This window comes from Photobacterium minamisatsumaniensis, assembly GCF_050336695.1.
Taxonomy (GTDB): domain Bacteria; phylum Pseudomonadota; class Gammaproteobacteria; order Enterobacterales; family Vibrionaceae; genus Photobacterium; species Photobacterium minamisatsumaniensis.
Map to the genome: position 1 here is coordinate 238,122 of NZ_JAKJSI010000011.1, position 13,959 is coordinate 252,080.

The window sequence follows — 13,959 nt, forward strand, 5'->3', positions numbered from 1 at the left end:
AACTCGTTACATGGTGGGCTAGGCGTGAATCTTCAAGACAACAAAAAAGCAGTTAAAACCTCTCTTTTTGCCTCAAAGGCACCCCTTGAGTGGGCGATTACACACAACGGTACGCTTTATACGGCGCAAATCCCGATTGATCAAACTGGGGTTGTGGTTGAAGGCGGTATTGAAGCACAAACTCGGCAGACACTCGATAATTTGGTTCACACTTTAGAGTGTGCTGGTGAGTCGCTCGATTCTGTGTTGCAGGTACTGATTTATGTGACCGACCGTGAATACCTCGCGACGGTAAATAAAGTGTACGCTGAATACTTTAATGCCCCCTACCCAAATCGCGCAGCGATGGTAGTTGCAGGGCTAGCACGAGAAGAAATGCTAGTTGAGCTAGTGGTTTACGCCGCTGTTAAGGAATAGACAAGCCTCGCTGTCTCTATCAAATATCGCTAAACGCTGAAGAAAAATAAGGAAGTAACAATGACAATTCAAGCAGAGCAAGCCCTTTATATCGCTGGAGAGTGGCAATCAGGTCAACGTACTATTGCCAACATTAACCCATCTGACATTAGTCAAAATCTGGGTGATTTCGCACAAGCGAGTCAAGCGCAAGTACAGCAAGCTATCGAATCTGCAAACGTTGCGCAGCCAGAGTGGGAAAAAACACCATTAGAACGTAAGCAAGCGGTACTACAGGCCATTGGCGATGAGCTTATCGCCCGTTGCGATGAGCTGGGTCGTTTGTTGTCGAGCGAAGAGGGCAAACCCTTTGCTGAAGGTCGTGGTGAAATTTACCGCGCGGGTCAGTTCTTCCAATATTATGCGGCAGAAGTGCTACGCCAGATGGGCGACACTGCGGCATCGGTACGCCCAGGGGTATCGGTTGAAGTAACGCGTGAGGCGGTGGGTACCGTTGCAATTATCTCTCCGTGGAATTTCCCAACAGCAACAGCTGCTTGGAAAATTGCACCAGCATTGGCTTTTGGTAACAGCGTTATTTGGAAACCCGCGAATCTAACACCTGCAAGTGCGGTTGCACTAACAGAAATTATTGCTCGCCAAGGCTTACCTGCAGGTACGTTTAACCTTGTACTGGGTAGTGGTTCTGAAGTGGGTGACACGCTAATTAATTCTAACCAAATTAATGCTGTTAGCTTCACGGGCTCGGTTGATACGGGTCGTAAAGTTGCAGCGGCAACAGCACCGAACTTTGTACGCAGCCAGCTAGAAATGGGCAGCAAGAACGCGTTAATCATTGCGGATGATGCTGATATTCAGATTGCGGTTGAAGCCACGATTGCCGGATCATTCTCGGGAGCTGGTCAGAAGTGTACGGCATCATCGCGTTTGGTGGTTATGGATGGCATTCATGACGCTTATGTAGAAGCACTTATTAAGCGCATGAGTGAGCTAAAAGTGGGTCACGCTTTAGAAGATGGCGTATTCATGGGGCCAGTGGTTGATAGCAAGCAACTAGAGTCTAACTTCTCATGGATTGAAAAAGCGCGTGAAAATGGTGCTGACCTCGCCTTTGGTGGTGAACGCCTGAGCCTTCAGCATGAAGGTTACTACATGTCACCGACGCTATTCCTTAATACGCAAAATAGCTGGGCCGTGAACCAAGAAGAAGTCTTCGCCCCAATGGCATGCGTGATTAAAGTGTCTGATCTTGATGAAGCGATTGCGACAGCCAATGACACGCGATTTGGTCTGACTGGCGGCATCATTACGCAGAGCTTACGCAGCAGTGCACTGTTTAAACAGCAAGCACAAACAGGTTGTGTGATGGTGAACTTACCAACAGCGGGGACTGACTACCACGTACCGTTTGGTGGGCGTAAAGAGTCAAGCTTTGGCCCTCGCGAGCAAGGCCAGTATGCGAAAGAATTCTACACGGTCGTGAAAACGGCGTACCAGCGTCCTTACTAAGGAGTGCCTATGTACCAGCAGCAAATAATTATAGATGGCTTACAGTATTGCAACTGGAACCGTGAGTACTTCCAAACCCTAAAAGCTAGCGGGATCACCGCAGTGCACGCAACGTTGGTGTATCACGAGAATACGCGAGAAACATTAACCCGCTTTGCCGAATGGAACACATTGTTTGAGCAGAATGCTGATTTGATCATGCCAGTGTTGTCGATGGCCGATGTTGAAGTAGCAAAAGCTCAGGGCAAGGTGGGTGTCTTCTTTGGTGCACAGAACTGTTCACCGATTGAAGATGAAATTGGAATGGTTGAAGTCATGCGCCGTCAGGGGCTGCTGATCATGCAATTGACCTATAATAATCAAAGCTTGCTGGCGACAGGTTGCTACGAGCAGAACGACAATGGTATTACGCGTTTTGGTAAGCAGGTTATTGATGAGATGAACCGAGTTGGCATGATCATCGATATGTCGCATAGTGCGGAACGCTCGACACTGGAAGCTATCGACTTATCTTCACGGCCAATTTGTATTAGCCACGCGAACCCAACATTTGCCCATGATGCATTACGTAATAAATCGGATCAGGTGATTAAAGCTTTAACAGCACGTGGTGGGCTACTGGGGTTCAGCCTGTACCCGTTCCATTTACCGAATGGGAGCCAATGCTCACTCGATGATTTCTGTCAGATGATTGCTCGTACAGCAGATATGGTAGGCGTAGAACACTTAGGTATCGGGAGTGATTTGTGTCTGAATCAACCGCAATCGGTGTTGGAGTGGATGCGTAATGGCCGTTGGTCTAAAGCAATGGACTATGGTGAAGGCTCTGCGGGTAATGCTGGCTGGCCTGATGCACTGCCGTGGTTCTGTGGTAGCCGAGGAATGGAAAACATCTATGACGGATTGACCAAAACTGGGTTTAGTGAAGCAGAAAGTGCTCAGGTACTTGGCGGTAACTGGTTTAACTTCCTGCAACGCGGTTTACAGCCAGCAGAATAACTCCGCACATAACATCGGCCTGCTATTCTAATTATTCTATACAGGCCGCTCTTTTCTTTTTGCCCAGACGAATCCACTAACCGCTGGAGACATTACATGTCTGACACTATTAATACGATAAAAGCAGAGTCTTTAAACACACAAGAAAAAAACGACGAAACGTTAATTGATAAGCTAGGGGTTCGTAACCCTGTGCTATGGCTTAGTGGCGGCTTTCTCGCAATGTTTGTCACCATGGCTCTTTATGATAATGCGCTCTTATCATCAGTCGTAAATACTGGTTTTTCATGGGCAGTGACGTACTTCGGCCCATATTGGCAAGTGTTACTGCTTATGACTTTTTTAATTAGTCTTGTTTTAGCCGTTGGCCGAACTGGCCACGTAAGATTAGGTAATTTGGATAAGCCAGAAATAGATGGCTTCCGCTGGATTGCCATTATGCTTTGTACTTTGCTCGCTGGCGGTGGGGTATTTTGGGCGGCCGCTGAACCTATTGCTCACTATGTTAGCGCACCACCGCTTTACGGTGAAGCCACCACGTCGTGGCAAAGAGCGATTAATGCACTATCACAATCATTTATGCATTGGGGTTTTTTGGCTTGGGCGATCACGGGCAGTTTAACGTCAATTGTCTTAATGCACTTGCACTATGACAAAGGCCTGCCGTTGAAGCCTCGTACTTTGCTTTACCCTTTGCTGGGTGAGCGTGCCCTGAAAGGCGGTATCGGTGCAACCATTGATGCGTGTTGTATTGTCGCAGTGGCTGCCGGCACAATTGGCCCAATAGGGTTCCTGGGCTTACAAATCAGCTTTGCACTTAATTTATTATTTGAGATTCCTGACGGTTTTACCACTCAGCTAATCATTATCTTGTTTGCGATTGCGATCTATACCATCTCGGCACTGAGCGGCCTGAATCGCGGTATTCAAATTTTGAGTCGCTGGAATATTATTTTAGCGGTTGGTTTGATGGCCTATATCTTGTTGATTGGCCCGACAGGATTTGTCGTTAATGGTTACTTGCAAGGTGTTGGCACCATGTTGGATAACTTCATACCAATGGCAACTTATCGTGGTGATGAAGGCTGGTTAAGCTGGTGGACGGTGTTTTTCTGGGGGTGGTTCCTTGGCTACGGTCCGATGATGGCTATCTTCATCTCACGAATTTCTCGTGGCCGCACCATTCGTCAATTGGTGATGACTCACAGTGTGATGGCGCCATTGATCACGTGCTTTTGGTTCACCATTGTCGGTGGTACTGGGGTGGCATTTGAAATTGCAGAACCGGGTTCGGTAAGTAAAGCCTTTGAAGGGTTTAACTTACCAGGGGCGCTGCTAGCGATTACTCAACAGCTACCTTTCCCGCTTATTGTGTCCATTTTGTTCCTTATTTTAACCACGATATTCATCGTGACAACGGGTGACTCAATGACATATACCATCAGTGTGGTGATAAGTGGTGAAACCGAACCAAATGCGTTTATTCGTACCTTCTGGGGCATCATGATGGGCCTTACGGCACTTATCTTGATTTCACTAGGCTCCGGTGGGGTATCAGCACTGCAATCGTTCATTGTTATAACGGCCGTTCCTGTATCACTTATTTTGCTACCGTCATTGTGGGATGCACCGAAAATTGCAATGAAGATGGCGAAGGATCAAGGGTTATAGATTTTCAGGCTTTATGTGAAATCAGTAACCAAATATAAGTAACAGATCAATCAAATGATAAATGTCGGGCGGTAGTTGGCCGCCCTTAACCAGAAACATAATAATAAATTGGTGGTGAGCAATATGGATGCACATCGTTCCTTGAAATCAGATAACACCCTACGTCAACCAGAAATGGTGATGGCACCAGATAGACTGGGTGCCATGCATCAAAACCGAATTAGCTTTGTCCGCTACCTAATGCGTCAAATGGCGCAGAAAAACTGGCAAGTGAGCAAGAGCGAATGGCAAATTTCGCCTGAAGGTTTTGGTCATGCCACTTATCGCCTACAAACACCCACTAATCTGTACCATTTAGTGGTGTTCTGCGATGACATTAGCGATGAAGAACGCAATGATCGTGTAATTGCAGAAAAGTGGGATGTCACTTTTGCCCTCGTTGAGGGTGACGTAGATAAGCCTTTGTTAGAAACACTGCGTGCAAACGTGCCGCTACAAGAAGCGGGACGTAACCCAAATAGCGCATTGGTTTTGGCAAGGGCAAATAAAAGTGTGCGGGTGTTTGAGCACATTGTTTCAAGTTTGGCGAACGGTGAGCAACCAGAACCAGAACAGCTAGCTGAGGTCGGTTATATCCTACGCACCACAGCGGTTTATGGTAATGGTAAATTTGGCATTGCAGATTTCAAATTGCTTGAGAAAAACCCTGATTTCCACCAATCATTCAGTGCGCAGATGTGTGCCGTATACCTGTTACGAGAATTCAGCCTTGATTGGGTGGATTACCTTGCCAAGCAACGTGGTGGTGAGGAGGCTGTCACCTTGCACCGTTCACTGCAACGTTATTTGGGAGTGGGCAATGCGACAGGGTTAGGTATGGCTCCTTACCTTATCAACCACCCGTGCATTGTTGACCAATGGATGACAACGCGAGAAGAAGCCCTATCGGCAATATTAGGTTGCCCGTTCGATACCGAAAAGGTGCCTTACTTAACGCAGTTGCTCCAGCAGGGTATTACGCACTTAACACAAGTTGTTACCATGAATGCGCATCAACAAATGTTGAATAACCAAGCAATAAGTGAATTAAGTACCTTTGTTGACGCGCTTACGGTGCTACCCGTTGAAGCAACGCCAGATTGGCACGCTGTTATTGCGCAATCGCAGACATTGGGGTTAGAAGCTCAGGAAATCATTCTGTCTTGTGTCATGGAGCTGTACCCAGAAATTGCTGATTCTTTTGAAGAGAAGATGAACTGTGATGAGACACTCTCGCTCACCAGTGGCAAAAAAGTACAAGACTTAAGGGCAGTACTGGAAGATAAATATCGTTGGGCGATTGATACTGATTTCCAATTACCTGAAAACAACTATTGGTTTTGGTATCGCTCACAAGACAAAGAAGAACCTCGCTTAGGTATTCGAGGGGAAGAGGCTGGCGAAGATCGAGAGTTGCCGCTTGATATCGGTCGTCAGGTATACCGTTTATATGATGCGCTGTTACAAACTGAACCACAACAAACGTTAGCTGAGTTCTTATTGGTGAACCCGCAGTATCGATCGATAGCAAGAAGAGCCTGGACATTAGGCAATAAAGTGATGGGTGACATTCAAATGAATGTTTTACGCCAAGATGCACTGCCCATGCATTTGCTACGCTGTAAGTTAGCAATATTTGGTGCGACCAAATTTGACCCGCGTTCTGATCGCTGGGTACAAGTAACCTTTTTTCAAGGCGCACCACTATTGGATGAAATTCACGATGGAGAGTGGTTGTTCCCAATCCTGCCGTCAGCTGAAGAACTTGCAGGAGAAGCAAAATGATTGTCTCGCATAACGAACTTGTCGCGGCGGTAAATAAGGCTTTCCTTGGGTTACGACGATGCTGCGGTGAAGCGGATGTGGTTGCTAATATGGTGGCTGACTTGCAAATAGTTGGCTTAAATGGCGTTGGTCATTTTAATAAGGCATTGGCATTTTTAGGTAGTGAAAAAGATATCCCCGTCACGATCACGCAACCTAAACTTGGCCATCTAATCGTTGATTTACAAGGCGGTAGCCTAGCGTGCCATCTGCCAAATATTATTGATTATGCTGTTGAATTGTTGGTACACACCAAGCCATTAACTATCACGATACGCAACTGCCATAATCGTTGGTTGGCGTACAGTGAATTGGTAAAACTATCGGCAAAAGGACTAGCGTGTAAAGCGCAGTGGGCAAATGGCTCTGACTCAAAACAAACCCTGTATATATTGAATAAAGGTTGTGTGTACCCAGAGCTTTTTCAATCGACGAAAGCACCTGTTGAACCTCAGGGTTCACATGACATGATCATTGAATTGGCGGTCACGAATTTTGCGTTACCCGCTTTAACCTCAGCTGGGGGCGTTCATTTTGATGCATCAACACTGCGTGAAACCCAAGAGTTTTCTTGGAAAAATGGCATAGTGGTTGATGATGCTGAGTGGAAGAAGTTAAAACAAGCAGCAACGGTTTTCTTGGTTGAGAATAGCGAAACCTCTTCTAAGGGAGCTGGTGAGCTGGTGGTTGAGTAACGTGTATTCTGTTGTGTGATGGAATAAGAAATAAGCCGAAACCCTTTGAGCCTATGAACGGGAGCTTAAAGGGTTTTTTTTATCCATTTAATTATCGTGTAACGTTTTAACGAAGGCGACGCCGGAAATGTGAGCCAGAGCGACGGGTATCGATATACATCTATGGTAACTAGCGTATATTTTATATACGCATTCCTGAATTGTTTCTTCAAGCAAATCGCTAACACTTAAATAAAGTGTCGTTAGGAGGGAGTATGAACTTAAGTCGGCTATTAGTACCTATTGCACCCGATCAATCTATCAATCAGTTATTTCACCAAGCGTTTAAGTCTGCCAATCAACGCTCATCTCATGTGACATTGTTAACCGTTATTGAAGAGTTAGCCGAATTAAAAGAGATAGCTCATTACTCCAGTAAGACACTTGATGCGCTTAACCGTGCAACGACAGCTTATCAAGACACACTGAAGCAACATGTACAGTCGCTTAGTAAGCAATATCCCAATATTCAGTTCCATACTCATATTCGCATCGGTATCCCATTCATTGAGATACTCAAAGAAGCCAAAGATTCTAATGCGAGCATGATCGTTATTGATTCACATCGAGAAGAAAAAGATAAGGCCTGCCAACGAGGCAGCAGTACGTTGAATTTAATGCGTAAGTCTGAAGTGCCAATTTGGTCTTTAAGCCTTGATTCTACAAATGTGAACCATATTGTGGCTGCCATTGATCTTACTAATCAAGATGATGATGAGTTTAATGCGCGTATTGTTGCCTTAGGCATTGAATTTTGCTCTGTCGCTGGCGCTGAATTGACGCTCTGTCACGCTTGGCGGCTTGAGTCTGAAGGGTTCCTCCGTAAATGGAATGGGTATGATGACCTTGATATTGCATTACTGTCAGAGAAAATGCGAAGTGAGCGTATAGAGCGTCTTAATTCTTTGCTGATGCCCCATGCCAGCAGCCCTATTGTTCAGCATGTTAAACTATTAGAGGGTGAGCCCCGAGATATTCTACCGAGTTATATTGCTGATAACGATATCGATTTAGTGATTCTTGGATCGCTCTCTAGGACGGGAGTTGCAGGTTTTTTGATGGGGAATACAGCAGAGTCAATGGTGAATAAACTCAATTGCTCAGTCCTCACGCTCAAGCCTGATTCGTTCAAATCGCCCGTATTTGGGCGTTAATAGCAATTGCTAGAAAGGCCATTTTTATTTGATAGTGAAGAATAGAATAAAGCCAGTATTAACGAGAAAGAGTCATTGAGTACTGGCTTTATCTTTTGTTCAAATAAGTGATTAAACCGTAAGTACCACTTTACCTACTGCACTGCCTGACTGAAGACGCTGGTGGCCTTGTGTTACTTCCCAGATGCTGAAGTTTGACGCATCAACTAATGGTTTGATTTTTCCTGCATCTACCAACTCAGCAATGCGGGTTAATATCTCACCATGGGCTTGACGGTTAATGCCGTATACCATAGGAATTGGCATCAATACACTGTGGAAGCTCAAACCTTTCAATGCGACTTGCAACACATCGTTAATAGGTAGAATTGTGGCCACTGAACCGTTATAACGCGCTGCTTCAAAGCTCTTTTGGATATGATCGCCTGCGATGGTATCCAATACTGCATCAAAGCCAACGTTGTCAGTATGCTGCTCAACGTATTCAGCGACGCTGTGAACCTCTGAGTTCACGATATGATCGGCACCAAGCGTTTGTGCTGTTTCATAGTTGTTCGAACGCGTTGTCGCCGTTACGACGGCTCCTAGGCTTTTGGCAAGCTGAATGGCAATATGGCCAACACCGCCTGTGGCACCGTGGATCAGGACATTATCGTTCGCTTTTACCTGCATCTTATCGACTAATGCTTCCCATGCAGTGATTGAAACTAGCGGTAAGGCTGCCGCTTCACGCATAGATAATGATTTCGGTTTCTGCGCCATTAAATCAGCATCAACCAACATGAATTCAGATAGCGCACCATCCATACCTGCAATGCCACCAGCACAGCCATATACTTCATCACCAACCTTAAATTGGCTTACGCCTTCGCCAACTTCAGAGACAATACCCGCGACATCACCATGTAAAATTTCAGGTAAGTTGGCTGACCAAGGCGTATCGACCGAGCGTAACATGGTATCCAGCGGGTTAACGCTGGTGGCTTTTACTTCAACCACAAGGTGGCCAGCTTTGACCTGTGGCTTAGCACGCTCTTCTTGTTCGAATACATCGGCATCACCTAATGACTTAATGATCATTGCTTTCATGTTCTTTACCTCTCAACTTTGGATGAAGCAATATTATTATTTGCCTACATTGCAATCCATGCAGTAAAAGGCAACTTACTTTTGCGTTTTAGGCAATGCATGGCGATACTGTGGCAATTAACGTTCATTCTAGACAGTCATTTATTCTGCAAGGTAAATCATGATTAAACGCTTACAGTATTTTAATGCGGTTATCGAGAGTCGTAGTATCTCGGAAACAAGCCGTATTTTTGATGTGCAGCCTTCGTCGATATCTCGACAGATAGCGGCCCTTGAGCAAGAGCTAGGGGTGCGTCTGATAAATCGTAATACGCGTAATATATCGCCGACAGAAGCGGGGAAGATGTTTTACAGCTATTCTCAGCAGATCGTGGCTAGTTTAGATGAAGCCAAGCGTGTGATTAATGATTTACAAGAGCAGCCTAAAGGCAAGCTGGTTGTTAGTGCGACAGTTGGTTATGGCGAGTCGGTTATCCTACCGCACATTGCTGAGTTTACGCTGCTATATCCAGATGTTGAACTCAAGATAGAGCTCTCGGAGCGGGTTGTTGATCTGATCGAAGAGAATATCGATGTGGCGATCCGCAGTGGAGAGCTGGCCGACTCCACACTGGTTGCTCGTAAGCTACAAGACAATAACTTTATTTTATGCGCCAGTCCCGTGTACTTAAGCCAAAACGGTGTACCTGATACACCAGATGCATTACAAACCCACCATTGTATTCGCTATGGCTATATTGGGTGGAATAATTGGTACCTTACCGCTGGCAACCTAACACGAGTAGAAATAGGTAGCGGTTTGGAAATAAATACGGTGAATGGGCAAAAGCAATTGTTACTGAATCATAGCGGTATCGCCTTATTGCCCCGTTGGGCTGTTGATGCTGAATTGAAATCTGGCGCACTTGTACAAATATTGGCTGAATATGTGTTTAGTCCGCAACCAACGAATACCGCGACTTATGCCATTTATTTAAAGCGAGAGCTGGTATCACCCAAAATACGGGTATTTCTTGATTTTTTAGCAGAGAAGCTGACGGTGAAATGATTTTCTTGTGTTAGGCATCATATTTACTAATGAATGTAACTATATTTTACATTCATTAATATCTGTTAACTATACTGAAAGTAAAATATATTAACTATCTGATATAAAGCAACAATTTTTTGCGAATAAGTATTGGTTGAAAAGGGTAAAGCGGTTATGAATCACAAAGTCAGTTCTTTGGGAGCGACAAGCAAAAAAAAGGCGTTAGTGCCTCTTCTCTGTTTTTTATGTGCACCGTCACTATTGAGCGCATCGAATTTAGCGCTAGCAGAAGAAGAAAATGAAGCGGCCCTTTTCGAGCAACCTTTAACGTTTACGCCCGAACAATCAATTACGTATACGACGAATAGTACATGGGAAAATACGCCGCGACCGCTTTCTGTGTATGATTCACCCTATTCTGTTTCATTATTCTCAGCTGAGAATGGCGAAGATAAAGAGCGCTTATGGTCACAAACCAAATCAATATTTTGGTATGGCGTGGGTGTTGCCGGTTTCATTGCCCTCTTGCCTGAGGATATTTCTAATTGGGATAACAGTGATGACCGCTTACTTGAAAAATGGTGGGATAACGTTCGCCAAGGTCCGGTTTGGGATCGAGATGTTTGGTACATCAACTATATTGGACACCCTTATTTTGGTGGGGTGTATTATCAAATCGCCCGTAAATCGGGGTATCGTCAGTGGGATGCATTCGTCTACTCCTTTTTGATGTCGACCTTCTATTGGGAATACGGTGTAGAAGCATTTGCTGAAGTACCTGCGATACAAGACTTGGTGGTAACACCAGTTCTGGGCTGGGTTTACGGTGAATGGGCATTTAATAAAGAACGTGAAATTATCCAACGCGGCGGAACCGTTTGGGGATCATCGGCGGTGGGTGATACGGCACTATTTTTTCTTGATCCAGTAGACAGCATCGGCCGAGGCATCAACCATATGATGGGGAGAGATGTGATTAAGGCGGGTACGGGGTATATCGGTTTAAGTGAGAGGACATTAGCCAACGGTGATGTAGATACTCAGGTGAAATTCAACCTTAGTTATAGCTTTGGTGAAGGGGACACTAGCCCTGCCATGGCCCGTCGTTATACCTACACCACAATGATGACGACCACTGATCCGGTAGATTACAGCATCGTAGGGATCACCGCTGGTGCCCGTTACCTCAACCTTGATAAGGCATGGGGTGTGGAAAATGCGTGGGCACCAAGTATGTCATTGGGGCTTTATTTTACGCCGAGCTTTTCAGCTCGTTTAAGTTACGCCCGTATTGATACCGATAGCCTTGAAACCGGTGAGCGTGTGACATATGAAAATTACAGCCTTGATGCTCAATATTACTTCCTAAGCAAAAATAATCTACGCCCTTATGTCAGCGCGGGTATTGGTGAAACCTTATTAGATCTAGATCGCGATACCACGACCTTTCAAGTTAACGGTGGGGTAGGGTTACATTATCAATTTCATGATAACTGGGCGCTACAAGTTGATTGGACACACTATTACAGTGGCAAGCTATCTTCTTATGATCATTTAATGTCTAGTCAGTTGGTTTATCGCTTCGGCAGTGGCGAGCGGGGCTGGCATTAACAAAATAGATTGATGCTGTTGAGAAAATAAATTCAATATACGGCATAGAATGAAAACGTTATAAATATAGCGTTGTTCAACGGTATAAATCGTATCCTTAAGCTTCTTTGCCACCACATCAGTGGTGGCTTTTTTATTTATTTTAAATTATTTCCGCTTGTTCCGCTTAGCCTCACATTTTGTTGTGCAGCCCTTATCCCACACTAGAAAGTTATCGTATATTCCTTATGGGACTAACTTTTATGCATTGAACGGTATAATAATGGCGATCTTTTATAATGAAAATCCGCAAGACACATCAGATTCAGGTGCGGTTGGCCCGCTCAGTTTATTCAACTCTGATGAATATGTGCATATTGAGTTGCGTAGGCCCCATCGCATGCCGTGTTATCATTGGCATGGCCAAATTGAAGTGAATATTCCATTTGGCGGGGATGTGAATTATCAAATTAATGACCAACCGTTCACCATTAAAAATGGCCATATTGGTTTATTTTGGGCTACAACCCCGCATAAATTGCTTGAGCCTGGGCTAGCAACCAATATGGGAATATTGAATATCCCTATCCACTACTTTTTGGCATGGCCGCTAGCGCAGACACTCATTAATCAAATCACCCATGGTGTTGTGGTTCAGTCGGTGGAACCACATTTAGTCACAGAGCAGCAAATAGCACTGTGGATGGAAGAAAGTAAGAGTGATGATATTGGCTTTCGCCAACTGGCCGCTGATGAGATGTCGTTAATGCTTAAACGGCTATCTTTAACGGGGTGGGAACAGTTAACTTCAACAATGGACTGCAAACAAAGCGTGAAAGGTCTATCCAAGCACTCTCAGTTCCATGTTCAGAAAATTCTTGAGTATATTGCCTGTAATCATGATGCGTCACTAACGGTGAAAGCGATTGCTGATCATGTGGGTCTTCACACCAACTATGTTATGAACCTATTTCAAAGCGTGATGAAAATGACGATAAAAGAGTACATTACATCAATGCGAATTAACCATGCACGTGCATTACTCACAGATTCGAATAGGACGATTTTAGATATAGCATTAACGGTTGGGTTTAATTCCAGCAGCCGCTTTTACGATACGTTTCAGCGCTACATGAATATGACCCCGACTCAGTTTCGTGCGCTTTCCCGTAAAAACAATCAGTTGTCGATGCATGGTTCGGCGTTAGATAAGGGATTAATGTAAGTACATTATATTTGAACCAATGCATCGAATTACTCTTTCATAACTTGGTTTACGAGTATTATTGCGTGATAAATATATTAATTATTCGCAATTGAAGGGGTGGATTTTGTGCACATAGCATTTAAATTATTCACAACATCCCTTCTAGAAGTATACTCAGGCTGGCCTATCGTCCCTCTAGAATTCGCTCTGTCTAAGTATTCAGATGGACACTTAACCGTGACCTTATAATCGTTTTCATTTTCAGTGATCGCGATGTTAAAGACGGCAGACTTTTCATCATATAATGAACCGTAATTTCCGTAATGGGTAACTGCGATGTCATTGCCGACTAAAGCGACTTTAACGCCCTTCAGTGTGTCGTTATCAGAATGACGAACGGTGTGTATCAGGCTGGCTTTGTAAAAGCTTGAGGCTAGTGCGTGTTTTATTTCAGATTCATTTACGCCTTCAGCTTTTTCGAATGTGAAGTCTCTTGTACCGTTGCCATTAAATTTGACATTATTTTCTATTTTTCCCTCAGATATTGCCGAACATCCGCTGATAAGAGTAGCCGCAATAGAAAATGCGAAAATGAATTTTTTTTTCATAAAAAGAACCATGTCCATATCTTTAATATTAGAGATGAGCTTATCACCAAATAATTATTTATATAACGTATATAAGTAACAAAAAGTC

12 protein-coding genes are annotated in these 13,959 nt (G+C 44.4%); 10 read left to right on the forward strand and 2 right to left on the reverse strand.

Annotated elements, in window-relative coordinates:
• The first annotated feature begins 24 nt into the window (after positions 1-24).
• The 7 genes from L4D78_RS03325 to L4D78_RS03355 all read left to right on the forward strand — a co-directional run bounded on the left by L4D78_RS03325 (position 25) and on the right by L4D78_RS03355 (position 8,347).
• A complete protein-coding gene (locus L4D78_RS03325; RefSeq protein WP_428457242.1) occupies positions 25-417 on the forward strand; it encodes a RidA family protein in 393 nt (130 codons plus the stop codon).
• Positions 418-477: 60 nt separating this feature from the next.
• Positions 478-1,926 (forward strand): aldehyde dehydrogenase family protein, encoded by a 1,449-nt coding sequence (locus L4D78_RS03330; RefSeq protein ID WP_428465634.1) that lies wholly within the window; start codon positions 478-480, stop codon positions 1,924-1,926.
• 9 nt (positions 1,927-1,935) lie between these two features.
• On the forward strand, positions 1,936-2,925 hold the full coding sequence (locus tag L4D78_RS03335) for a membrane dipeptidase (protein WP_428465635.1): 990 nt from the start codon (positions 1,936-1,938) through the stop codon (positions 2,923-2,925).
• Between the two features lie 96 nt (positions 2,926-3,021).
• Positions 3,022-4,596 carry a BCCT family transporter gene (locus L4D78_RS03340; protein ID WP_428465636.1) on the forward strand — a complete coding sequence of 525 codons (1,575 nt, stop codon included), beginning with the start codon at positions 3,022-3,024 and terminating at the stop codon, positions 4,594-4,596.
• 123 nt (positions 4,597-4,719) lie between these two features.
• Positions 4,720-6,420, forward strand: coding sequence for a hypothetical protein (locus L4D78_RS03345; RefSeq protein WP_428465637.1), 1,701 nt, complete (start codon positions 4,720-4,722; stop codon positions 6,418-6,420).
• Positions 6,417-7,154, forward strand: coding sequence for a DUF3726 domain-containing protein (locus tag L4D78_RS03350; protein ID WP_428465638.1), 738 nt, complete (start codon positions 6,417-6,419; stop codon positions 7,152-7,154). The genes L4D78_RS03345 and L4D78_RS03350 overlap by 4 nt, the downstream gene beginning before the upstream one ends.
• 254 nt (positions 7,155-7,408) lie before the next feature.
• Positions 7,409-8,347 carry a universal stress protein gene (locus L4D78_RS03355; protein ID WP_428465639.1) on the forward strand — a complete coding sequence of 313 codons (939 nt, stop codon included), beginning with the start codon at positions 7,409-7,411 and terminating at the stop codon, positions 8,345-8,347.
• A 111-nt stretch (positions 8,348-8,458) separates the two neighbouring features.
• Here the strand turns inward: L4D78_RS03355 and L4D78_RS03360 are convergent, their stop codons facing one another.
• Positions 8,459-9,436 carry a zinc-dependent alcohol dehydrogenase family protein gene (locus L4D78_RS03360; RefSeq protein WP_428465640.1) on the reverse strand — a complete coding sequence of 326 codons (978 nt, stop codon included), beginning with the start codon at positions 9,434-9,436 and terminating at the stop codon, positions 8,459-8,461.
• Between the two features lie 160 nt (positions 9,437-9,596).
• Here L4D78_RS03360 and L4D78_RS03365 point away from each other — a divergent pair, with 160 nt between their 5' ends.
• The 3 genes from L4D78_RS03365 (at position 9,597) to melR (ending at position 13,281) form a co-directional block, all read left to right on the forward strand.
• The gene (locus L4D78_RS03365; protein ID WP_428465641.1) at positions 9,597-10,484 is read left to right on the forward strand and encodes a LysR family transcriptional regulator; all 888 of its coding nucleotides are present in this window, start codon (positions 9,597-9,599) and stop codon (positions 10,482-10,484) included.
• 156 nt (positions 10,485-10,640) lie between these two features.
• Positions 10,641-12,077: an acyloxyacyl hydrolase gene (locus tag L4D78_RS03370; protein ID WP_428465642.1), complete on the forward strand. Its 1,437-nt coding sequence runs from the start codon at positions 10,641-10,643 to the stop codon at positions 12,075-12,077.
• A gap of 262 nt (positions 12,078-12,339) precedes the next feature.
• The gene (melR, locus tag L4D78_RS03375; RefSeq protein ID WP_428465643.1) at positions 12,340-13,281 is read left to right on the forward strand and encodes a transcriptional regulator MelR; all 942 of its coding nucleotides are present in this window, start codon (positions 12,340-12,342) and stop codon (positions 13,279-13,281) included.
• Positions 13,282-13,358: 77 nt separating this feature from the next.
• On the opposite strand, the gene L4D78_RS03380 is transcribed toward melR, so the two are convergent.
• A complete protein-coding gene (locus L4D78_RS03380) occupies positions 13,359-13,871 on the reverse strand; it encodes a hypothetical protein (RefSeq protein ID WP_428465644.1) in 513 nt (170 codons plus the stop codon).
• Between the last annotated feature and the right edge of the window lie 88 nt (positions 13,872-13,959).

Bases quoted from the DNA above. Each gene is read 5' to 3' on its own strand.
- L4D78_RS03355 (WP_428465639.1), top strand. From the start codon at position 7,409: ATGAACTTAAGTCGGCTATTAGTACCTATTGCACCCGATCAATCTATC.
- L4D78_RS03380 (WP_428465644.1), bottom strand. From the start codon at position 13,871: ATGAAAAAAAAATTCATTTTCGCATTTTCTATTGCGGCTACTCTTATC.
- L4D78_RS03365 (WP_428465641.1), top strand. From the start codon at position 9,597: ATGATTAAACGCTTACAGTATTTTAATGCGGTTATCGAGAGTCGTAGT.
- L4D78_RS03370 (WP_428465642.1), top strand. From the start codon at position 10,641: ATGAATCACAAAGTCAGTTCTTTGGGAGCGACAAGCAAAAAAAAGGCG.
- L4D78_RS03335 (WP_428465635.1), top strand. From the start codon at position 1,936: ATGTACCAGCAGCAAATAATTATAGATGGCTTACAGTATTGCAACTGG.
- L4D78_RS03360 (WP_428465640.1), bottom strand. From the start codon at position 9,436: ATGAAAGCAATGATCATTAAGTCATTAGGTGATGCCGATGTATTCGAA.
- L4D78_RS03340 (WP_428465636.1), top strand. From the start codon at position 3,022: ATGTCTGACACTATTAATACGATAAAAGCAGAGTCTTTAAACACACAA.
- L4D78_RS03330 (WP_428465634.1), top strand. From the start codon at position 478: ATGACAATTCAAGCAGAGCAAGCCCTTTATATCGCTGGAGAGTGGCAA.
- L4D78_RS03345 (WP_428465637.1), top strand. From the start codon at position 4,720: ATGGATGCACATCGTTCCTTGAAATCAGATAACACCCTACGTCAACCA.
- L4D78_RS03350 (WP_428465638.1), top strand. From the start codon at position 6,417: ATGATTGTCTCGCATAACGAACTTGTCGCGGCGGTAAATAAGGCTTTC.
- melR (WP_428465643.1), top strand. From the start codon at position 12,340: ATGGCGATCTTTTATAATGAAAATCCGCAAGACACATCAGATTCAGGT.